This window comes from Rhizobacter sp. (assembly GCF_032229685.1).
Taxonomy (GTDB): Bacteria; Pseudomonadota; Gammaproteobacteria; order Burkholderiales; family Burkholderiaceae_C; genus LMDS01.
In genome coordinates this window covers 16,648-38,047 of sequence record NZ_JAVTWP010000032.1, presented here as the reverse complement: position 1 = coordinate 38,047, position 21,400 = coordinate 16,648, and the positions used below count along the sequence as shown (strand labels likewise).

Below are 21,400 nucleotides of genomic sequence, written 5' to 3'. Positions count from 1 at the left end.
CCAGCTCATCGTGCACTCCCGCTGGCGGCTGTGCCTGAGACGCCGGAAGCGGCGTGCGCATAGCTCACGTACTGCGTCACCGCCGGCGTGGCGTTGCGCATCGCCAGCTTGTCGCGCGCCGTCTTCTCCACCCGCAGCGGCGTGGCCTGCGACTGCTTTTCGGAGCGCAGGCGCTCGTACTCGCTGTCGAGCAGCCGCTCTTCGTTGCGCGCGCGGTCGAGCTCGGCGAACAGGCGGCGCGAGTCGTGCGAGACACGCACGAGGTACAGGCTGCTGAAGATCAGCGCCACGAGCAGCAAGACGTTCAGGCGTGTCATGCCGCCACCCCGACGTCCGTGCGCTCGGCCACGCGCATCACCGCCGAACGCGAGCGCGGGTTGCCGCGTACTTCGTCGTCACCCGGCTTCACGCGTGCGATCGACTGCAGGCGCATGGCCTTGGGTTCGGCGAACGGCGCGCGACGGTCGAACACCTGCTTGCTTTCGCTCGCGACGAAGGTCTTCACGATGCGGTCTTCGAGCGAGTGGAAGCTGATCACCACGAGCCGCCCGCCCGGGGCCAGCACGTCGATCGAAGCGCTCAGGCCTTGTTCGAGCTCCTCAAGCTCGGCGTTGACGAAAATCCGAAGAGCTTGAAATGTGCGCGTTGCAGGGTTCTGGCCCGCTTCGCGGGTTTTGACCGCACCAGCCACGACGTTGGAAAGCTCCCCTGTGGTTCGAACAGGGTTCCCGCTTTCGCGCCGAGCAACAAGCGCCTTTGCAACCTGTAGAGCAAACCGTTCTTCCCCATAGTCACGAATCACCTCCGTCAATTGGCGCACATCGGCGCGGGCCAGAAACTCTGCCGCGCTCTCGCCGCGGGTGGTGTCCATGCGCATGTCCAGCGGGCCGTCGAAACGGAAGCTGAAGCCACGCTCGGGGTTGTCGATCTGCGGAGAAGAAACGCCCAGGTCGAGCAGCAGGCCGTCGACCCGGCTCACGCCGAGCGAAGCCAGCAGCGGCACCAGGTGCGCGAAGCTCGTGTGGTGGATGGAAAAGCGCGGGTCGGCAATGCGCGTGGCGCCGGCGCTCGCGGCCTCCACGGCCTGCGGGTCACGGTCGATCGCGATCAGGCGCCCTTGCGGCGACAGCCGTTCGAGCAAGGCGCGCGAGTGGCCGCCGCGGCCGAACGTGCCGTCGACGTAGATGCCGGCCGGCGTGGTCACGAGAGCGTCGATCGCTTCGGCCAGCAAGACGGTGGTGTGTTGCCAGTCGCTGCGAGGGTCCATGGAAACGGGGCCGATCAGAAACTGAAACTCTTCAGCGATTCGGGCATTTCAGACTGCATGACCTTGGCTTCGTACTCGGCATAGCGCTGCGCGTCCCAGAGCTCGAAGTGGCTGCCCATGCCGAGCAGCATCACGTCGCGCACCAGGCCGGCCGAAGTGCGCAGCTCGGGTGGCACGAGCAGGCGCGAAGAAGCGTCGATCTCGACTTCCATCGCGTTGCCGAGGAACACGCGGCGCCACGCACCACCGCCCATCGGCAGCGCCGCGATGCGCTCGGAAAACGTCTCCCACGCCGGGCGCGGGAATATCATCAAACTGCCTTCGGGGTGTTTCGTGATCGTGAGCTGCTTGACGTCCATCGTCGCCAGGCGCTCGCGGTGACGCGCAGGCATGGCGATGCGTCCCTTGCTGTCCAGCGTCAGGGCCGCGGGCCCTTGAAACACGTTGTTCGCCACAAACATCCACTAAAGTGCACTTTGCGCCACTGTAGCGGACGGGGGCGGCCCGGTCAATTCAAGATGTAAACAAAAATCAATGGAATCAAGGACTTAGCGCTGATTTTAAACCCAGCATCGCTCCAAAACATGTTCAAAAATAAGGACTTGCGGGGGGCAATGAAAGTGTTGGGTGAGATTGGAGGGCGGCCAAGCTTCGCTTCGTTCCACCGGGCAGCGTGAGCGGGAAGCTCGAAAAAGTCACGCGGGGCGCGCCAAACGCCCGACCTGCGCACCGTGGTCCACAGGCGCCGGCACCGGTCAACGTGCCGCCAAGCTCCGCGAACCGCCGCGCAGGTTCTTCAACAACACCGACTGCACCTTCGGATCGGCCAGCGCCCCCACGTTGAACCGCGACCAGGGCGACGCGCTGGCCGAGTCGACGCAGAAGATGCGCCCCGGCGCCAGCACCACGCCGCGCGGCAGCAGCTCGCGCGCCAGCACCAGCGAGTCGGGCACGCCCGGCAAGGCGGCCCACAGGTACAGCGAGTGCGGCGTGCGCACGAACACCGTGGCGCCGAGCTCGTCGAGCAGCGCCTGCGCGCGCAGCGTGGCCGCGCCGATGCGCGAACGCAGCCGCGCCAGGTGGCGCTGGTAGCGGCCTTCGCCGAGCATCACGTCGAGCATGCGTTCGCAGTATTCCGAGCTGTTCACGTGCACCAGCGCCTTCAGGTCGGCCAGGTCGCTCGCCAAGTCGGCGTTGCAGGCGACGAAGCCGACGCGCAGGCCGGCCGAGAAAGACTTGGAAAAGCTGCCGATGTAGATGGTGCGTTCGAGCTGGTCGAGCGACGAGAGCCGTGCCGCCGCGGTCGGCTTGAAGTCGGCGAGCGAATCGTTCTCGACGATCAGCAGGTTGTGCGCCTGCGCGAGCTGCAGGATGCGAAAGGCCTTGGCCGGCGAGATGTCTGATCCCGTCGGGTTCTGCGCCACCGACTGCGTGAAGAACAGGCGCGGCTTGTGCGTGACCAGCAGTTGTTCGAGCGCGGCGAGGTCGGGGCCGTCGGGCTCGCGCGGCACACCGAGAATCGTGGCGCCGGCGAGCTTGAGCTTGGCGTACAGCATGTAGTAGCCGGGGTCGTCGACGAGCACCACGCCGCCGGGCGGCACGAAGTAGCGCACCACCAGATCGAGCGCGTCGTTGGCGCCGTGCGTCAGCAATATCTGGCGCGACTCGGCGGCGATGCCGAAGTCGGCCAGCTTGCCCACCAGGTGCTCACGCAGCGGCGCGTAGCCGAAGCGGGTGCCGTAGCGAAAGCTCGAACCCAGGCCGGTGCGCACGACCTTGTGGTGGTACTTGTCGAGCCGCACGTCGGCCAGCCATTCGACCGGCGGAAACCCGTCGCCCACAGGCAGCGCATCGGGCGCGGGCTTGAACTGCTCGCGGATCATCCAGACGATGTCCATTGCCCGGCCCAGCGAGCCGGCGGTGTCGTCGGTGGCGGCGCGTTGTGCCCCGCCCGGCGCGCCCTGGCCCGTGGCCACGACGAAGTAACCCGAGCCACGCCGCGGCTCGACCAGGCCCCGCGCCACGAGCAGCTCGAATGCGGCCACCACGGTGTTCTTCGCGTAGCCGTGCAGCGTGGCCAGCGCCCGCAGCGAGGGCAGCTTGTCGCCGGGCTTGAAAGCACCTTCGGCGATCTGGCGCGCCATCGAATCGGCAAGGGAAGACGCGATCGGCGCGGGCTTGGCCATGGGTCGGTGAGGAAGTCGGGCGGGGGGTGAACTGAATATGACAGCTTTCTCTGCCGCCGGCGCCATGTGGATCACTGTCCCTCGAAACCGTACCTTTATCAACTGGTACAGCGGCGCTTAGAGTTCCGGCCACAAGAACACCGCCACCCCACAGGAGACATTCATGTTCGACACCCCGGCCGTTCCACTTTCGCTGCGCCGCCGCGCGCTCGCCATCGCCCTGGCCTCGGCCGGCGTGTTCGGCCCTGCCGCCGCGCAGGCGCAGGACATCAAGGTCGGCTTCAACGCCGACCAGTCGGGCACTGCCGCGGCCGAGCTCGGCCTGGCGGCACGCCACGGCTTCGAGCTGGCGATCGAAGACATCAACAAGGCCGGCGGCGTGCTCGGCAAGAAGCTCGTGGCCGTGGTGCGCGACGACACCGGCGCGCCGCCCAAGTCGATCCAGAACATGACCGAGCTGATCGACAACGAGAAGGTCGTGGCCGTGATCGGGCCCACCAACTCGGGCAATGCACTCGCCTGGCTGCACATTCCGCAGCAGAAGAAGATCCCGGTGATCGTGCCGGTCGCCACCGCCACCGACATCACGCGGCGCTACGCGAACGAATCACAGAACTACATCTTCCGTGTCTCGATGGTCGACCGCGAGCAGGTGGCGCTGCTGCTGGCCTATGCGGTGAAGTCGAGCAAAGGCAAGAAGATCGCGTTCATCGCCGACTCGACCGGCTTCGGCACCCAGGGCGTGAAAGACGCGACCGAGGTGCTGGCGCTGCACGGCCTGGCGCCGGTGGCGGTCGAGAAGTTCGGCCCGAAAGACACCGACATGACCGCACAGCTCGCGAAGATCCGCGACGCCGGCGCCGACACGGTCCTGATCTACGGCCTGGCCGACGGCAACGCGCACACGCTGCGCAGCATGGAGAAGATCGCCTACATGCCGACCGCCATCGGCACTTGGGGCAACATGAGTTCGGTGTTGCTGAACACCGCCGGCCCCAAGCTGGCCGAGCACCTGGTGTTCGCCACCTCCACCGCCGAAGACGCCAACACCCGCGCCAGCGCACTGGCCGCACGCGTGCGCGCCCGTTACCCGCAGATGGTGACCTTCGTGAGCGCGGCGCAGGCCTACGACTCGGTGATGCTGCTGGCCTCGGCCATCAAGCTGGCCGGATCAGTCGACGGCGAGAAAGTGGCTGCCGCGCTCGACGGTAACCTGCCCGACACACAAGGCATCGTGAAGCTCTACAACAAGCCGTTCAACAAGGCCAAGCACGAAGCGCTGGGCGTCGACGACTTTCAGCTCGGCAAGTGGAGAGACGGCAAGGTGACGGCGTTCAGCGATGCGGTGACCAAGAGCTTCACTGCCGCCGACTTCAAACGCTGATGGGCCCACCCCCGGAGCGGCTGACGCCGCTCCCCCTCAAGGGGGCAACACCGGCGGCCCGGCAAAGCCGGCTCCGCGGTGTTCGCTTGGGAATGCACGCCGACATATGACAAACCTGCTGCAAGCGCTGATGAGCGGCCTGGCGCTCGGGGGCATCTACGCCCTCGTGGCGCTCGGCTTCAGCATCACGCACACCACCACGCGCACGCTGAACTTCGGCCAGGGCGAGTTCCTCGTCGGGGGCGCGTTCGTCGGCGTGGCCACGTTGCTGCTGCTCGCAGGCAAGGGCCCGGTCGGCGTGCTCTCGGCGGCCGACGTGTCGCTGTGGCGGTATTCGGGTGCGCTCGTCGTGTCGGTGGCAGTGCTCGGCGTGCTGGGCGCGCTGATGTACTTCATCGCGGTGAGGCCGTTCTTCGGCATGAGCGGCATGGCCTGGGTGATGAGCACGATCGGCTTCGGCATCATCCTGCAGAACACGGCGCTGGCCATCTGGGGGGCGGGTTCGGTCGCCATGCCATCGCCGCTCGGTGAAGGCGTGCTGCGCGTCTTCGGCGCCGGCATCCGGCCCCAGGAAATCCTGGTGCTCGCGACCACCGCCGTCGTGATGCTGGCGCTCGACCACGTGTTGCGCCGCACGCGCATCGGCAAGGCCGTGCGCGCGGTCGCCGCCAACCCGCAGGCCGCGGCGCTGATGGGCATCAACGTGGGGGCGATCGTGGTTCTGGCCTTCGTCACGTCGTCGGGCCTGGCGGGCATGGCCGGGCTGCTGATCGCGCCGATCACCACGGCCTCGGTCTTCATGGGGCTGACGATCGCGCTGAAGGCGTTTTCGTCCGCCATCGTCGGCGGGCTCACCAACCCGCGCGGCTGCATCGCCGGCGGCTTCTTGCTCGGGGTGATCGAAGCGCTGGTGGGCCTGTGGCGCGCCGAGCTGCGCGAGATCACGATCTTCGTGCTGATCATCGCGGTGCTGGTGGTCAAGCCCGAAGGCCTGTTCGGCCAGAAGCCGTTCGAGAAAGTGTGAGCGGCATGGGCACGCTCTTGCGCCAACACCGCTTCTGGTTCGCGCTGGCCCTGCTCGCGGCCGCGGCCGGGCCGTGGCTGCTCTCGAACGAGTTCTATCTGAAGATCATCTTCAGCGCCGGTGTGTACTACCTCGCCGCCGCCGGGCTGAACGTGCTGGTCGGCTGGAGCGGCCAGAAGTCGCTCGGCCACGCCGGCCTGTTCGCCGTGGGTGCGTACACCGCCGCGCTGCTCACCGCACAGGCGGGCTGGAACCCGTGGCTGGCGTTGATCGCCGCGGCCGTGGTGTCGGCGGTGTTCGGCGTGGTGATCGCCCTGCCCTCGCTGCGCGTGAAAGGCCCGTCGCTCGCGATGGTGACGATCGGCTTCGGCATTGTGGTCGAGAAGGTCGTCACCGAGTGGCAGGTCTTCGGCGGGCAGGCCGGCATCTACGGCGTGCTGCCGCCCACGGTGGGCGGCAAGATGCTCGGTATCCGCGAATGGGCCTGGCTGGTGCTGGCGATCGGGCTGGTCACGCACCTGCTGCTGCGCACCTTGCTGCGTGGCAAGTTCGGCCGCGCCTTGCAGGCTGTGCAGGCTGCCGAGGTGGCGGCCGAAAGCGTGGGCGTGAACGTCTACCGCATGAAGGTGCTGGCCTTCGTGATCAGCGCCGTCACCTGCGGCGTGGCCGGCGCGCTGGTGGCACAGCAGAACCAGTACATCAACTCCGACTTCATCAGCTTCAACCTGTCGATCTTCCTGCTGCTGATCGTGCTGTTCGGCGGGCCTTCGGTGATGGGGCCGGCCGTCGGCGCGGTGGTGCTGACGCTGATGGACGCCTTCCTCGCGCGCTGGCCCGGCCTGCAGCACTTCAGCTACGGCGCGCTGCTGCTGTTCGCGCTGTACGCGATGCCGCAAGGCCTGGCCGGTGCCTTGCGAGCCCTCGGCACGCGCTTGTGGCCCGGCCTGCATCGGCCTGAAGCCCTGCCCGCGGCCGAGGGCGATTGGCAACCGCGTTACCCCGCCGCGCGCGACGTCAACGACGTGATGCTGCGCGCGACCGGCGTGCACAAGGCCTATGGCGGCGTGGTGCCCACCAACGACGTGAACCTGGAGCTGCGTGCCGGCCACGTGCACGCGCTGATCGGCCCGAACGGTGCGGGCAAGACGACGCTGCTCAACATCCTTTCGGGCATCGTCGCGCCCGACCGCGGACGCATCGAGTTCGCCGGCGCCGACATCACCCGCTGCGGCGCCAGCGAGGTGTGCCAGCGGGGCATGGGCCGCACCTTCCAGAACCTGAAGCTGTTCCCGCACATGAGCGTGCTCGACAACGTGCTCGTGGGCCTGCACCCGCACCTGGCGGTGGGTTTCTGGGCCAGCCTGGCCGGCTGGCGCAGCGCGCGCGCCGAAGAGCGCGAGGCGCGTGAACAGGCGGTGCGCCTGCTCCGTTTCGTGGGCCTCACCGAGCGTGCCCACGACCTGGCCGGCAGCCTGCCCTACGGCCTGCAACGGCGGCTGGAACTGACCCGGGCACTCGCCACCCAGCCGCGCCTGTTGCTGCTCGACGAACCCGCCGCCGGCCTGAACCCGCAGGAAACCGAAGCGCTGACGGCCCTGATCCGGCGCATCGCCACCAGCGGCATCACCGTGCTGCTGATCGAACACCACATGGACCTGGTGATGGCCGTGTCCGACCACGTCGTCGTGCTCGACCACGGCGTGAAGATCGCCGAGGGTTCACCCGCCGACGTGCAGCGCAACCCGCTCGTGATCAAGGCCTACCTCGGTGTCGACCACGACGAAGACGAAGGTACGTCGATGCCCGCGCTCGCCGGAGCACCAGCATGCTGAAGATCACCGACCTGCGCGTGAACTACGGCGCCATCGAAGCACTGAAAGGCGTGAGCCTGGAAGTGCAGGCCGGCGAAGTGGTCACGCTGATCGGCGGCAACGGCGCTGGCAAGAGCACGCTGATGCGCGCGATCTCGGGCCTGGAGCCGGCGGCGGCCGGGTCGATCAGCTTCGAAGGTGCGAGCCTTGCCGCGGTGCCTGCACATCGCCGTGTCGGCCTCGGCATCGCGCAGTCGCCCGAGGGCCGGCAGGTCTTCGCCGACCAGAGCGTGCGCGACAACCTGGTGCTCGGCGCCTACCTGCGAACCGATGGCGACGCCGCGATCGGCGCCGACATCGACGCGCAGTTCGCCACCTTCCCGCGCCTGAAGGAGCGCCAGCACCAGCTCGCCGGCACGCTGAGCGGCGGCGAGCAGCAGATGCTCGCGATCAGCCGCGCGCTGATGGCCCGGCCGAAGCTGCTGCTGCTCGACGAACCCTCGCTCGGCCTGGCGCCGCTGATCGTGAAAGAGATCTTCGGCGTGATCCGCGCGCTCAAGGCCCGCGGCGTGACGATCCTGCTGGTCGAGCAGATGGCGAACCAGGCGCTCAAGGTGGCCGACCGTGCCTACGTGCTGAAGACCGGCCAGATCACTTCGAGCGGCTCGGCCCGCGAAATGCTCAACGACCCCGCGGTGCGCGAGGCCTACCTCGGCAAGCACTGACAACCCATCCACCGAACCATCATGACCACCCCGTACTCGAGCCGCATCGCCGGCTTTCACAAACAGAGCGTCGCCGAGCGCATCGCACAAGTCGCCGGCATCGTCGGCCTCGACGCCGCCGACCGCGCGCTGCTGGCGAACACCGGCAGCCTGACGCCCGACGTCGCCGACCACCTGATCGAGAACATGGTCGGCACCATGGCCATTCCGGTCGGCGTGGCCACCAACATGAAGGTCGACGGGCGCGACGTGCTCGTGCCCATGGCCACCGAAGAATCGTCGGTCGTGGCGGCCGTGTGCAACGCCGCGCGCCAGTGCTACGACAACGGCGGTTTCGTGACCTCGATGTCGGGCACGCTGATGATCGCGCAGGTGCAACTGGTGGGCGTGAGCGACCCGGCCAACGCGCGGCTGAGCATCCTCGAACACCTGGAAGAGATCCGTGCCCTCTGCAACGAGTGCGACCCGGTGCTCGTGAAGCTCGGCGGCGGTTTTCGCGAGCTCGAGATCCGTGTGCTCGACACCCGTTCGGGCCCGATGGTCATCACCCACATCATCGTCGACACGCGCGACGCGATGGGCGCGAACGCGGTCAACACGATGGCCGAAAAGCTCGCGCCGTCGATCGCCGCGTGGACCGGCGGGCGCACCTACCTGCGCATCCTCTCGAACCTGGCCGACCGCCGCGTGGCACGTGCGCGCTGCGTCTGGCGCACGGCCGACATCGGTGGCGAGGCGGTGCGCGACGGCATCGTGCTCGCTGGCCACTTCGCCGAGGCCGACCCCTACCGTGCCGCCACCCACAACAAGGGCATCATGAACGGCATCAGCGCCGTGGTGCTGGCCACCGGCAACGACACCCGCGCGGTCGAAGCCGGCGCGCACGCGTATGCGGCGCGCGACGGCCGCTACGCCAGCCTCACGCGCTGGGAAGTCACCGCTGCCGGCGACCTGGCCGGCTCGCTCGAGCTGCCGATGGCGGTCGGCCTCGTCGGCGGCGCGACCAAGGCGCACCCGATGGCGCGGCTCTCGCTGAAGATGCTCGGCGCCGACTCGGCCGAGCGGCTGGCGCGCACGATCACGGCGGTGGGGCTGGCGCAGAATTTTTCGGCCTTGCGCGCGCTCGCCACCACCGGCATCCAGAAAGGCCACATGGCCTTGCACGCCCACAACATCGCGATGATGGCGGGCGCGCTCGGGCCCGAAGTCGACGAGGTCGCCAAGCGGCTGGTGGCCGGTGGCAAGGTGCGCATCGACCTGGCCGAGGCCGAGTTGCAGAAGCTGCGGGGCGAGCGCAAGGGCTGATCCACGTCGGAGCGCTGCGTGGCTGCGGGGTTAAGCTCCCGCCGATGAACTCCACTACCCGCGTCTCCATCAGCGAAGTCGGCCCGCGCGACGGGCTGCAGAGCGTGAAGGCGACGATGCCCACCGCCGCCAAGCGGCGCTGGATCGACGCGCTGTACGCGAGCGGCCTGCGCGAGATCGAGGTCTGCTCCTTCGTGCCGGCCAGGCACCTGCCGCAGATGGCCGACGCGGCCGAAGTGGTGGCCCACGCGCTCACCCTGCCGGGGCTGACCGTGATGGCGCTGGTGCCCAACCTGCGCGGCGCCGAAGCAGCACTCGCCGCCGGCGTGCACAAGCTGACGGTGCCGGTCTCGGCCAGCGCCGCGCACTCGCTGGCCAACGTGCGCAAGACGCGCGAGCAGATGATCGACGAAGTGCGCAGCATCGACGCGCTGCGCCGCGAGCGCGCGCCGCAGGTGCAGCTCGAAGTCGGCATGTCGACGGCGTTCGGCTGCACCTTGCAAGGCCCCGTGCCCGAAGACGACGTGATCCGCATCGCGGGCGAACTCGTCGCCGCCGGTGTCGACGAATGCGGTTTGTCCGACACGACCGGCCACGCCAACCCGGCGCAGGTGCAGCGCTTGTTCCGTCGCCTTCGCGCCGAGATCGGCGATCGCGCCGGCGCCGCCCACATGCACAACACCCGCGGCCTGGGCCTGGCCAACTGCCTGGCGGCGTTCGAGGTCGGCGTGCGCAGCTTCGACTCATCGCTGGGCGGTCTGGGCGGTTGCCCTTACGCGCCGGGCGCTTCGGGCAACGTGGTCACCGAAGACCTGGTCTTCATGTTCGAGGCGATGGGTGTCGCGACCGGCGTGAACATCGAGTTGCTGCTCGCTGCACGCGAACCCCTCAGGGCCGGGCTGCCAGGCGAGCCGATCTACGGCATGACGCCCGAAGCCGGCCTGCCCAAGGGCTTCGTGCAGGGAGCTGCCGATGTCTGAGCAAGCGTTGCCACTCGCTGGCGTGCGCGTCGTCGAGTTCACCCACATGGTGATGGGCCCGACCTGCGGCATGATCCTTGGCGACCTGGGCGCCGAGGTCATCAAGGTCGAGCCGATCGCCGGCGACAACACGCGCAAGCTGCTCGGCTCGGGCGCCGGCTTCTTCCCGATGTTCAACCGCAACAAGAAGGGCCTCGCGGTCGATGTGAAAGACCCGCGTGGGCGAGAGATCGTTCTGAAGCTCGTCGCCGGGGCCGACGTGTTCAGCGAGAACTTCAAGGGCGGCACGATGGCGAAGCTGGGCTTCGGCTACCCCGATCTGTCGGCGCTGAACCCGAGGCTCGTCTACGTGTCGCACAAGGGCTTTCTGCCCGGCCCCTACGACCACCGCACCGCCCTCGACGAGGTGGTGCAGATGATGGGCGGCCTGGCCTACATGACCGGCCCGGAAGGCCGGCCGCTGCGCGCCGGCTCGAGCGTGAACGACATCATGGGCGGCATGTTCGGCGCCATCGCGGTGCTGGCCGCGCTCGCGCAGCGGGCCACCACCGGGCGTGGGCAAGAGGTGCAATCGGCGCTGTTCGAGAACAACGTGTTCCTCGTCGCCCAGCACATGATGCAGTTCGCCGTGACAGGCCAGCCCGCCGCGCCGATGCCCAGCCGCATCTCGGCCTGGGGCATCTACGACGTGTTCACGGTCGCGGGCGGCGAGCAGATCTTTCTCGCCGTCGTCTCCGACACGCAGTGGGCGGTGTTCTGCGAAGCCTTCGCCTTCGCCGACCTGAAAGCCGACGAGCGCCTGCGCTCGAACAACCAGCGTGTGCTGGCGCGCGACTGGCTGATGCCGCTGCTGCGCGAGCGTCTCGCGCTGCGCACTGCGAGCGAACTGGCCGCGGTGTTCGAGTCCCACGGCCTGCCCTTCGCACCGATCACGCGGCCCGAAGAACTGGTCGCCGACCCGCACCTGCTGGCGACCGGCGGCCTCGCGCCCCTGACGCTGCCCGACGGCCGCGCCACCACGGTGCCGCTGCTGCCGATCGCGCTCGACGGCCAGCGCCTCGGTGTGCGCACCGACCCGCCGCGCCTGGGCGAACACACCGACGAATTGCTCGCCGGCCTGGGCTATTCGTCACCAGAGATCACGGCTCTGCGCCAGGCCGGCGTGATCGGTGAAACGCAAACCACATGAGCACCGCGTTCGACGCCATCGTCATCGGCGCCGGCCAGGCCGGCCCTTCGCTTGCGGTGAGGCTCGCCGCGTCGGGCTTGAAAACCGCGCTGATCGAGCGCGAGCATCTGGGCGGTACCTGCGTCAACGATGGCTGCATCCCCACCAAGACGCTGGTCGCGAGCGCCCGCGCCGCGCACGTGGCACGGCGTGCGGCAGAGTTCGGCGTGAGCATCAATGGTCCGGTCAGCGTCGACATGAAGGCGGTGAAGGCGCGCAAGGACGCGGTGGTCGCGCAGTCGGTCGACGGGCTGACCGGCTGGTTGAGCGGCACGCCGAACCTGAGTGTCGTGTGGGGCGCGGCGCGCTTCACCGGCCCGCACACCCTCGAAGTGGCGGGCCAGGTGCTCGAAGCGCCGAAGATCTTCATCAACGTCGGCGGCCGCGCGACGCTGCCCGACTGGCCCGGCATCCACGATGTGCTGGTGCTGAACAACACCACGATGATGCAGCTCGACACGCTGCCCGAGCATCTGCTGATCGTCGGCGGGAGTTACATCGGGCTCGAGTTTGCGCAGATGTACCGCCGCTTCGGCTCGGAGGTCACGGTGATCGAGTACGGCGACCGCCTGATCGCGCGCGAAGACGCGGACGTGTCGAAGGAAGTGCAGGCGATTCTTGAGCGCGACGGGGTGCAATTTCTGCTGTCGGCGCGCGACGCGAAATTGAACCAGGCCGATGACGGCTTGATTCGCGTCGCGCTGACTTCGAACGGCTCCGTGCGCGAGCTGCAAGGCAGCCACCTGCTCGCCGCCGTCGGCCGCAAGCCGAACACCGAAGCCCTGGGCCTTCAGAGCGCCGGCATCGCGGTGGACAAACGCGGTTTCATCATCACCGACGAACAGCTTCGCACAAGCGTCGAAGGTGTGTGGGCGCTCGGCGACGTGAACGGCCGCGGTGCGTTCACGCACACCTCGTACAACGACTACGAGATCGTCGCCGCCAACCTGTTCGACAACGATCCGCGCCGCACCGGCGACCGCATTCCGACCTACGCGCTGTTCATCGACCCACCGCTCGGCCGGGTGGGTTTGACCGAAACCGAAGTGCGTGCCACTGGCCGCCCGGCCCTGATCGGCGTGATGCCGATGAGCCGCGTCGGCCGCGCCCGCGAACGTGGCGAGACGCAGGGCTTCATGAAGGTGCTGGTCGATGCGCAGAGCGAGCGCATTCTCGGCGCGGCGCTGCTCGGCATCGAGGGCGACGAAGTCGTGCACCTGCTGCTCGACGTGATGGCCGCCGACCTGCCGTACACGGTGCTCCAGCGTGCCATGCACATCCACCCGACGGTGAGCGAGCTGATCCCGACGCTGCTGGGTTCGCTGAAGCCGCTGGCCGGCAAGGGCTGAGCAGGTCAGCGCACGGCTTTGCGGCGTGTGCCGCACGTCACAACAGAGGCATCGAAACACCGCACAGCCGGCCTGCTTGTCGGGGCAATGCCCGATAATCCGCGCGGCCTCGACGTTTGAGGCACGAGCTGAAGGCCTGAACAAGATGTGGCTCCGCGTGTTCTTGTTGCTCTTGTGTGCCCTGCCGCTCGGCTCGCGGGCCGAGCCGGTCATCGGTGTCGTCACCATCGTCGAAGGCGAACTCTTCGCCACGCGCGACAGCACCCGCTTCGCGCTGGCCGAAGGTGTGCGCATCACGGCCGACGACATCGTCGAAACGGCGCCGCAGGCCAAGCTGGCGCGAATCGAGTTCAGCGATGGCCTGATCCTCGACATCGGCCCGAACACCCGTGTGCTGTTGACGCCCCGGTTCCCCGGCGAGCGTGGTGGCAAACGGGCCGCGAAGCTCTACGTGCTGCGGGGCTGGGCCAAGATCACCGTGCCCAAGACGCTGGCCGGTGCGGGCTTCGCTACCGAGTCCTTCGACCTGACCGGCATTGCGCGCGACGCGGTGCTCAACGTCGAGGGCACGGCGTCGGCCGTGTTCGCCGAGTCGGGCGAACTCACGCTGGTCGAGCGCAGCAAAGGCAAGGCAGGCGCGTCGGTGAAACTGAAAATGGGCGACTTCCTCCAGCGCGCCGGCGAAGCCAAGTCGGTGCTCGCTCAACGCCCCAGTGCCGACTTCATCCAGCGCGTGCCGCGCGCCTTTCTCGACACGCTGCCGGCCCGCGCCGCGCTGTTCGCCACGCGCGAGGTGCCGGCCAAACGTGTGGCGCCGGTCACCTATGCCGACGTGCAAGCCTGGGTCGACGCCGAACCCGACCTGCGCCCGCTGTTCGTGGCGCGCTGGAAAGCGCTCGCGGCGGAGCCCGAATTCCGCAAGGGGCTGGTCGCCGGGCTGCGCGACCACCCGGAGTGGGACCGCACGTTGTTCCCAGAAAAGTACCTGCCGAAGCCGGCAGCCTCGGCCGCGTCGGCCGGCTCGCCCGCCTACCGCTGAACCGAACACCACTGCCGGACACGCCTCATGAAGCTGCTGCTCAAGTTCAACCTCGTGTTCCTGGTCGTCTTCGCGATCGGTTTCGGCGTGGCCGCGACGATCGCGCGCGACCTGCTGCAGCGTGACGCCCGCGAAGGCGTGCTCGACCGCGCCCGGCTGCTGATGGAAAAAGCGGTCGTGGTCAGCTCGTTCACGGCCGAGCACATCGCGCCGCTGCTCGAGACGCAGATGAAGTACAGCTTCCTGCCCGAGTCGGTGCCCTCGTTCGTCTCGACCGAGATCCTGAAGAAGCTGCAGGGCAAGTACCCCGATTATTCGTACAAGCCGGCGATGCTGAACCCGACCAACCCGCGTGACCGCGCGGTCGAATGGGAAGCCGACGTGATCACGCAGTTCCGCAACTCGCCCGACCGGACCGAGTTCATCGGCGAGCGCGACACGCCGTCGGGCCGCTCGCTGTTCATTGCCCGCCCGATCAAGATCGTCAACCCGGCCTGCCTGCGCTGCCACACCACGCCCGACGCCGCGCCGAAGACGCTGGTCGAGAAGTACGGCCCGAACAACGGCTTCGGCTGGACCATGAACGAAGCGCTCGGCGCGCAGGTGGTCTCGGTGCCGCTCGCGGTGCCGCTCGAACGCGCCGACCATGCCCTCAAGGTCGTGCTGGGCCTGTTGGCGGCCGTGTTCGTGCTGATCGGCGGCACGCTCAACCTGATGCTGTGGAAGCTCGTGATCCAGCCGGTGAGCCGGCTCTCGGCGCTCTCTGACCGCGTCAGCATGGGCGACATGGAAGCGCCCGAGTTCGCGGCCAAGTCGCGCGACGAGATCGGCGTGCTCGCCGAGTCGTTCGCCCGCATGCGCAAGAGCCTCGTGCATGCGATGAAGCTGCTCGACAGCTGACATCGTCTCGCGATGGCTCACCCGGAGAAGCTTGGCAAGTACGCGATCACCGGCGTGATCGGCGACGGCGCCATGGGCGTCGTCTACACCGGCTTCGACGCCGGCATCCAGCGCCGCGTGGCACTCAAGACGATCCACAAGAAGCTGATCGACGACGACCAGCAGGCCGCGTCGATCGCCGCCCGCTTCCGCAACGAGGCGCAGGCGGTGGGCCGGCTGCTGCACCCGGGCATCGTGGCGATCTACGAATACGGCGAGGACGACACCACTGCCTTCATCGCGATGGAATACGTGGAAGGCCGCAACCTCGCGCAGGTGCTGACGAAAACGCGGCTGCTGCCCGAGCCCGAGTTGCTGCGGCTCATGGACCAGCTGCTCGACGCGCTCGACTGCGCGCACCAGCACCAGGTTTGGCATCGTGACATCAAGCCCGCCAACCTGATCATCACCGCCACCGGCCAGCTCAAGGTGGCCGACTTCGGCATCGCGCGCATCGAGAACCGGGCCCTGACGCAGGTCGACTCGATCATCGGCACGCCGGGCTACATGGCGCCCGAGCAGTACGTGGGCGACAGCATCGACCACCGTGTCGACATCTTCGCGGCCGGCGTGTTGCTGTACCGGCTGCTCTCGGGCGAAGCGCCCTTCACCGGTACCTACGAGGCGGTGATGTACAAGATATTGAACGAGCACCCCACGCCGCCGAGCCAGGTCGAAGGCAGCGGGCGCACGGCACGCTTCGATCGGGTGGTGGCCAAGGCGATCGCGAAGGATCCGCAGAACCGCTTCACGAGCGCGGCCGAATTCCGTGAAGTGCTCTCACGCGTGGCCGCCGGCCTGCCGGTGAACCTGAACGAGACCACGGTCGTGATGCGCCCGGCACCGAGCGCCGCGGTGGTCTCGGCCATGAGCGACGCGCCGGGCGCACGCTCTCACGACAAGGCCACCAACACGCCGAGCGGCGCGATCACGACGCCCATCACCGGCTGGGACAGCGCCGCGCTGTCGCAGGTCGAGCGTGCGCTCGCCGCGTTTCTCGGGCCGATGGCGCGGGTGCTGGTGCGCAACGCGGCGAAAGCGTCGGTCGACATGCGCGGCCTCGGCAACGCGCTGGCCGAGCACATCGCCGAGCCGGCAGACCGCAGTGCCTTTCTGCAGAAGGTGGCCACGATCTCTTCTTCGTTGGGCGGCCTGGCGCGCTCGCACACCAGCGCCCCGAAATCGACCGGCCCCGGAACGGCAACGGCCACGGCGATCTCGGAAGCGACCCTCGAGCACTCGGTCAAGGTGATGACGAAGCACATCGGGCCGATCGCCAAGATCGTGGTCAAGAAGGCCTCGGCCGTCGCCGGCAGCCCTGAAAAGTTCTTTCAGCTGCTGGCCGATCAGGCCGAAGGCGTGGACCGGAACAAGCTGCTGCAGGAACTGCAGCAGCGGCACTGATGGCCTTGTTCGCTCAGCCGAGCGGCGCCACGCCGATCAGCCAGCGGTGGCCCCAGAACAGGAACACGGCGTAGAGCGCCAGACCGCCGAACACCACGATCAGGTCGTTCGCTGCGCTGGCCGGTGCGCCCGGCACGGCGCGCGCCACTCGGCGCTTCATCGAGATGCGGTCGGCCACGGCCCAGGCCAGAAAGCCGCCGAACAACAGCACGTCGGCCAGGTTGCCGTTGGCCAGCAGGTGAGACAGCGCCCAGAGCTTGGTGGCCACCAGCATCGGGTGTTTCGCAGCCGTCTTGATGCGCCCCGGCAGGTAGGCCGCGAACAGCAGCGGGAAGACCGGCAGCATCAACAGCAGCGCCACATGGCGCATCGCGGTTGGTGGCGTGTAGAGCACGACCGGCGCCTGCCGGGCCAGGCCGTAGCCGTAGACCAGCAGCGCAAAACCGATCAGCGAGACGACCGTGTACAGGCCCTTCCAGGCGCCCTCGCCACGCTGCGAGACCTGCCGGTCACGCCAGGCCGGCGCGAACACCGAAACCGAATGGATGCCGAGGAACAGCACCAGACCGATGATCAACAGACTCATGCACACGCTCCCTCGTTGAGGCAGCGCAGTGTATCGCCGGGCTCAGGCCGGCCCGATGGCGCTCAGTTCGATTCCTTGATCACGCGCCCGCTCGCCGACTGCACCGGCCGCGCGTTCATCGGGTACAGACGGCTGAAGATGCCGATCTGTTCGGCCGAGACCTGAACCGGGTTCTTCATCACCATCCACAGCACACCTTCGCTGCAGGGCGGGGTGGTGAGCGAACCCATGTAGGTGAAGTAGCTGCGTTCGGCCGGCAGCAAGGCGCCCAGGTCGAGCGGCAGCTTCGCGGACACCTCGTCACCCTTTTCGAGCGGCAGGTTGTTCCATACGCTCTGCACGATCGGCAGTGCGCTGCCACGTTCGAGCAGCACCGCAACGACCGCGAGCCGCCCTTCCAGGTCCTTGTGCACGAGGTGCGCGACCATGTCGAACTGCTTGCCGTCGATGCGCTCTTCCGACGGGCGGTGGAAGTGGAACTGCAGCAGGTCGTAGCGCCGCCCCATCACTTCGATCGAGTTGCCCGGGGCCACGTTGACCTGCACGGTGTGGCCGTTGTCGATCACGCGGAACGCGGTCGGCTTGTAGTCGAACGCCACGGCATCGAGGCTGACCTTGATGCCGTCGCGGATGTCGATCGGGCTTTGGCGCGTGCCGGTCGAGCATTTCGCGAATTCGGGCTTCATGCGGCCCCAGCCTTCGGGGCCGCCGGCGCCTTCGTAGCTCCAGTGCGCGGCGTGGCCTGCTTCCGCGCTGGCGTGAAGGGCCGGTTTGCGCGGCTCGGCGGCAGCACGCCGGGGCATGGACGAAGCACCGAGGTGGACCGTGCCGGCAAGGGCTGCCGGCTCCTGCGCCACGCTCGCCTTCGAGACCACACGCACCACGTTCGGGCTGGCGGCTTCCGGCGGTTTGGTGGCACCCAGCCGGGCCGCGAGTTTTTCGCGCAGCATGTCCATCGGGTCCTGCGGACCGGGCTTCCTGGTGCTGCTGCGGGCCTCTTCCTTGGCAGGCTTCGGGTCTGCCGCTTCGGCCTTGGGCTCGGTGGCCGCGCTTTTGGGCGCGACGGGAGGCGCCGCGTGTTCGCCAGCGAGCGCGCTCGAGCACAGGGCAGCAGCGCTCAAGCCGGCCACGGCGCGTGCCAGCAACTGGTGCATGGAAATTCTGGGGACGGACATGGCAGGGCTCCGGCACGCGGGACGCGCGCATCGCCTTCATATCGGCCCGAACACGGCGAACTTGAAGCTCAGGTCACACGCGGCTTGACCCAGATCCACGCGAACACACCCACGCTCATCATCACCAGTGAGGCGACCGCCAGCCAGACGGTGGAATGCATCACCAGCGGCGCGATCACGCCCGCCACCAGGCCGTTGGCCAGGCTGCCCACGCAGGCCTGGAACGACGAGGCCATGCCACGCCGTTCGGGCACGAGGTCGAGCACCATGAGGGTGACCACCGGCACCATGAGCGCCCAGCCGAAGGCGTAGATGCCGAGCGGCAGCAACGCCCACCAGGCCTGCGGCGTGAACACGAGATTCAGCCCCAGGTTCAGCAGCGAGACCAGCAACATGATCAGGAAACCATGACGGATCTGGTGCTGCGGCTTGATGCGCCCGGCCAGCCGCCCCGACATCCACGCACCGCCCATGATGCCGGCGATCGTGATCAGGAAGAACCAGAAGAACTGCCCCGGCGCCAGGTGCAGGTGTTCACCCAGGAAGACCGGCGCCGACAGCACGTACAGGAACATGCCGTTGAACGGGATGCCGCTGGCCAGCGCAAGCATCATGAAACGCGCGCTCGAGCCCATCTCGCGGTACCCGCGCATCAGGTTGCGCACGTTGAACGGCTGGCGCTGCGACAAGTGCAGCGTCTCGGGCAGCAGCTTGTAGTTGGCCACCCACAACACCACGCCCACGGCGACCAGAAACCAGAAGATCGCGTGCCAGTCGGCATGCACGAACAGGAAACCACCGACCATCGGTGCGACCGCCGGCGCCACGCCGAAATAGATCGTCACCTGCGACATCACCCGTTGTGCGTCGGCGGGCGGGAACATGTCGCGGATCACCGCGCGCGAGATCACGATGCCGGCGCCGGCCGACATGCCCTGCACCGCGCGAAAGAACACCAGCGCGCCGATGTGCTGCGACATCGCGCAACCCACCGAAGCCAGCGTGAACACCGCCAGCCCCCACAGCACGACCGGGCGGCGGCCGAAGCTGTCGGAGAGCGCGCCATGAAAGAGATTCATGATCGCAAAGCCGAACAGGTAGGCCGACAGCGTCTGCTGCATCTCCACCGGCGTGGCGCCGATCGCCGCAGCGATGCCGGTGAAGGCCGGCAGGTAGGTGTCGATCGAGAAGGGGCCGAGCATGCCCAGGCAGGCGAGCAAGACGGCAAGGGCCCAGCGCGGAGCGCGCCAGAGTGTGTGTGCGTCGGGGTTCATCAGAGCCGTCGAGTCTATGCTGTCGGGGTGCCAGAACCAGGGGAAGCCATGAACCTCGCCCAGATCGACATTCGCCCGCTGGCGCCGGAGCGCCTTGCAGACTTCCTCGACTTCTTCGAGCAGCGCGCGTTTGCCGACAACCCGAAGTGGCTCTCTTGTTATTGCCACTTCCCGCACGCCGACCACGCCACCGTCGTCTGGAAAGACCGCAGCGCGGCGCAGAACCGTGCCGCCACCTGTGAGCGCATCGCAGGCGGAACGATGCAGGGCTGGCTGGCCTACGCCGGTGGTCAGGCCGTTGGCTGGTGCAACGCCGGCCCGCGCCGCCTCGTCGCCGGCCTGTTCGACGAGCCCGAGCCGCTGCAAGAACGCATCGGCGCGATCGCCTGCTTCGTGATCGCCCCCGCCTTCCGCGGGCAGGGCCTGGCCCGGGCGCTGCTGAACACCGCCTGCGACGACCTGCGCGAACGTGGTTTCGACTGGGCCGAGGCCTACCCGCGCAGCGACGCCAGCAACGCCGCCCAGCACCACCACGGGCCGCTGGCGATGTACTCGGCCGCCGGTTTCGAGGTCGTCAAGGACGACGGCGAAGGGGGCCTCACGGTGCGCAAGCCGCTCGCCGGCGCCTGAAAAAAGTGTGAAGCGAGCCGATAGGCCGGATTCTGTGCGGCCGGCGCCTCTTGCGAAGCGCCAACCGTGACCGCCATTCCTCTGGGCCGTGCATCGCTGCACGGCTCGGTGCTACCTACCCGCACACATCTCCCCGGGCCGGGGCCGTGAGCGACGCGGTTGCCCGCATCACCCAACGTGTGCCTATTTGGTATTGCTGCGCGTAGAGATTGCCCGTTTCACCCCCTTGGTGCTCGTGGCTTCGGCTTGCGCCTGCGCCGCGGCCTCAAGGGACTCGTCTCTGTTGCTCTGATCCTCACCTCACGGTGGACAGCCGTTGACTGCTACGCCGCCCTGCGCAGTCCGGACCTTCCTCCAGTGCGCCCTTTCGAGCCTTGCACCAGCGGCGGTCTGGCTTGCTTCACGGTCGGAATTATGGGCGCTGGGCGGGAGCGGTGCAGCGCCGGCGCAACAGATCGGGCGCGCCGAGGCCCTGCCGGCCTTTGAAACAAACACTTTCGTCAACCGATCGGGCAATCCCGCGTTCTAATACGGGCCGCGCTCATGCGGTCGGCTCTGGCAGATCGCCAGCATGTCGACTCATCGAAGGCATGTCGCTCAGAGTGCGTTGGCTCAGTGAAATGACCTTCCCCCACGTTCTGTACAGGAGATACCCCATGAAGACGAAAAACGCTCTCACCATCGTGGCCGCTGTGGCCGCTGCCATGTTCGCCCAGGCTTCGTTCGCCCAGGCTTCGGCTCCCGCTGCGCGCGCCGATGTCAAGGCCGAAACCAAGGCTGCCGCCAAGGAAGGCAAGCTGACCCCGGCCGGCGAAGGCGCTCCGAAGGCTGCCGCCGAAGGCAAGTCGACCAAGACCCGCGCCGAGCGCAAGGCCGACACCAACGCTGCCGCCAAGGAAGGCAAGCTGACCCCGGCTGGCGAAGGCACTCCGAAGGCTGCCGCCGAAGGCAAGTCGACCGCTGCACGTGCCGACGTCAAGGCCGACACCAAGGCCGCCGCCAAGAAGGGCGAGCTGACCCCGGCTGGCGAAGGCGCCACCGCCCCGAAGAAGTAATTTCGACGGCTCGGCCGCCCCGCGCGGCCGGCACTTCGA

At 68.0% G+C, this 21,400-nt stretch carries 20 protein-coding genes and 1 other RNA gene; 13 read left to right on the top strand and 8 right to left on the bottom strand.

Features of this window, described 5'->3' with window-relative positions; genetic code table 11:
* Positions 1-5: 5 nt before the first annotated feature.
* The 4 genes from ftsL to AC30PD_RS14605 all read right to left on the bottom strand — a co-directional run bounded on the left by ftsL (position 6) and on the right by AC30PD_RS14605 (position 3,453).
* The gene (gene ftsL, locus AC30PD_RS14620) at positions 6-317 is read right to left on the bottom strand and encodes a cell division protein FtsL (RefSeq protein ID WP_489536384.1); all 312 of its coding nucleotides are present in this window, start codon (positions 315-317) and stop codon (positions 6-8) included.
* Positions 314-1,267 carry a 16S rRNA (cytosine(1402)-N(4))-methyltransferase RsmH gene (gene rsmH / locus AC30PD_RS14615; RefSeq protein ID WP_489536383.1) on the bottom strand — a complete coding sequence of 318 codons (954 nt, stop codon included), beginning with the start codon at positions 1,265-1,267 and terminating at the stop codon, positions 314-316. The genes ftsL and rsmH overlap by 4 nt, the downstream gene beginning before the upstream one ends.
* 14 nt (positions 1,268-1,281) lie before the next feature.
* Positions 1,282-1,710: a division/cell wall cluster transcriptional repressor MraZ gene (gene mraZ, locus AC30PD_RS14610; protein WP_489536382.1), complete on the bottom strand. Its 429-nt coding sequence runs from the start codon at positions 1,708-1,710 to the stop codon at positions 1,282-1,284.
* A gap of 312 nt (positions 1,711-2,022) precedes the next feature.
* Positions 2,023-3,453, bottom strand: coding sequence for an aminotransferase-like domain-containing protein (locus tag AC30PD_RS14605; protein ID WP_489536381.1), 1,431 nt, complete (start codon positions 3,451-3,453; stop codon positions 2,023-2,025).
* A 163-nt stretch (positions 3,454-3,616) separates the two neighbouring features.
* Between AC30PD_RS14605 and AC30PD_RS14600 the strand changes: the two genes are divergently transcribed.
* The 11 genes from AC30PD_RS14600 to AC30PD_RS14550 all read left to right on the top strand — a co-directional run bounded on the left by AC30PD_RS14600 (position 3,617) and on the right by AC30PD_RS14550 (position 16,641).
* Entirely contained in the window at positions 3,617-4,837 is a 1,221-nt protein-coding gene (locus AC30PD_RS14600) for an ABC transporter substrate-binding protein (protein ID WP_489536380.1), read from the top strand.
* A 106-nt stretch (positions 4,838-4,943) separates the two neighbouring features.
* The gene (locus tag AC30PD_RS14595; RefSeq protein ID WP_489536379.1) at positions 4,944-5,861 is read left to right on the top strand and encodes a branched-chain amino acid ABC transporter permease; all 918 of its coding nucleotides are present in this window, start codon (positions 4,944-4,946) and stop codon (positions 5,859-5,861) included.
* Positions 5,862-5,866: 5 nt separating this feature from the next.
* Positions 5,867-7,693: a branched-chain amino acid ABC transporter ATP-binding protein/permease gene (locus tag AC30PD_RS14590; protein WP_489536378.1), complete on the top strand. Its 1,827-nt coding sequence runs from the start codon at positions 5,867-5,869 to the stop codon at positions 7,691-7,693.
* Entirely contained in the window at positions 7,687-8,397 is a 711-nt protein-coding gene (locus AC30PD_RS14585) for an ABC transporter ATP-binding protein (RefSeq protein ID WP_489536377.1), read from the top strand. The genes AC30PD_RS14590 and AC30PD_RS14585 overlap by 7 nt, the downstream gene beginning before the upstream one ends.
* Before the next feature lie 21 nt (positions 8,398-8,418).
* A complete protein-coding gene (locus tag AC30PD_RS14580) occupies positions 8,419-9,702 on the top strand; it encodes a hydroxymethylglutaryl-CoA reductase, degradative (protein WP_489536376.1) in 1,284 nt (427 codons plus the stop codon).
* 44 nt (positions 9,703-9,746) lie between these two features.
* Complete coding sequence (locus AC30PD_RS14575; RefSeq protein WP_489536375.1) at positions 9,747-10,682, top strand: hydroxymethylglutaryl-CoA lyase; 936 nt, start codon at positions 9,747-9,749, stop codon at positions 10,680-10,682.
* Entirely contained in the window at positions 10,675-11,871 is a 1,197-nt protein-coding gene (locus AC30PD_RS14570; RefSeq protein ID WP_489536374.1) for a CaiB/BaiF CoA transferase family protein, read from the top strand. The genes AC30PD_RS14575 and AC30PD_RS14570 overlap by 8 nt, the downstream gene beginning before the upstream one ends.
* The gene (locus AC30PD_RS14565) at positions 11,868-13,259 is read left to right on the top strand and encodes an FAD-containing oxidoreductase (protein WP_489536373.1); all 1,392 of its coding nucleotides are present in this window, start codon (positions 11,868-11,870) and stop codon (positions 13,257-13,259) included. Before AC30PD_RS14570 ends, AC30PD_RS14565 begins: the two co-directional genes overlap by 4 nt.
* Before the next feature lie 157 nt (positions 13,260-13,416).
* Complete coding sequence (locus AC30PD_RS14560; protein ID WP_489536372.1) at positions 13,417-14,298, top strand: FecR family protein; 882 nt, start codon at positions 13,417-13,419, stop codon at positions 14,296-14,298.
* 27 nt (positions 14,299-14,325) lie between these two features.
* Entirely contained in the window at positions 14,326-15,198 is an 873-nt protein-coding gene (locus AC30PD_RS14555; RefSeq protein WP_489536371.1) for a Tll0287-like domain-containing protein, read from the top strand.
* 12 nt (positions 15,199-15,210) lie between these two features.
* Positions 15,211-16,641 carry a serine/threonine-protein kinase gene (locus AC30PD_RS14550; protein ID WP_489536370.1) on the top strand — a complete coding sequence of 477 codons (1,431 nt, stop codon included), beginning with the start codon at positions 15,211-15,213 and terminating at the stop codon, positions 16,639-16,641.
* Positions 16,642-16,654: 13 nt separating this feature from the next.
* Here the strand turns inward: AC30PD_RS14550 and AC30PD_RS14545 are convergent, their stop codons facing one another.
* The 3 genes from AC30PD_RS14545 to AC30PD_RS14535 form a co-directional block, all read right to left on the bottom strand.
* Positions 16,655-17,227 carry an NnrU family protein gene (locus tag AC30PD_RS14545; protein ID WP_489536369.1) on the bottom strand — a complete coding sequence of 191 codons (573 nt, stop codon included), beginning with the start codon at positions 17,225-17,227 and terminating at the stop codon, positions 16,655-16,657.
* 62 nt (positions 17,228-17,289) lie between these two features.
* Positions 17,290-18,402, bottom strand: a complete 1,113-nt coding sequence (locus AC30PD_RS14540; protein WP_489536368.1) for a carbonic anhydrase — start codon at positions 18,400-18,402, stop codon at positions 17,290-17,292.
* Between the two features lie 68 nt (positions 18,403-18,470).
* Positions 18,471-19,676, bottom strand: coding sequence for a multidrug effflux MFS transporter (locus AC30PD_RS14535; RefSeq protein ID WP_489536367.1), 1,206 nt, complete (start codon positions 19,674-19,676; stop codon positions 18,471-18,473).
* 48 nt (positions 19,677-19,724) lie between these two features.
* Between AC30PD_RS14535 and AC30PD_RS14530 the strand changes: the two genes are divergently transcribed.
* On the top strand, positions 19,725-20,306 hold the full coding sequence (locus AC30PD_RS14530; protein WP_489536366.1) for a GNAT family N-acetyltransferase: 582 nt from the start codon (positions 19,725-19,727) through the stop codon (positions 20,304-20,306).
* A gap of 5 nt (positions 20,307-20,311) precedes the next feature.
* Here the strand turns inward: AC30PD_RS14530 and rnpB are convergent.
* An RNA gene (gene rnpB, locus AC30PD_RS14525) (RNase P RNA component class A) lies at positions 20,312-20,708 on the bottom strand.
* Positions 20,709-20,962: 254 nt separating this feature from the next.
* Between rnpB and AC30PD_RS14520 the strand changes: the two genes are divergently transcribed.
* On the top strand, positions 20,963-21,361 hold the full coding sequence (locus tag AC30PD_RS14520) for a hypothetical protein (RefSeq protein ID WP_489536365.1): 399 nt from the start codon (positions 20,963-20,965) through the stop codon (positions 21,359-21,361).
* The last annotated feature ends 39 nt before the right edge of the window (positions 21,362-21,400 follow it).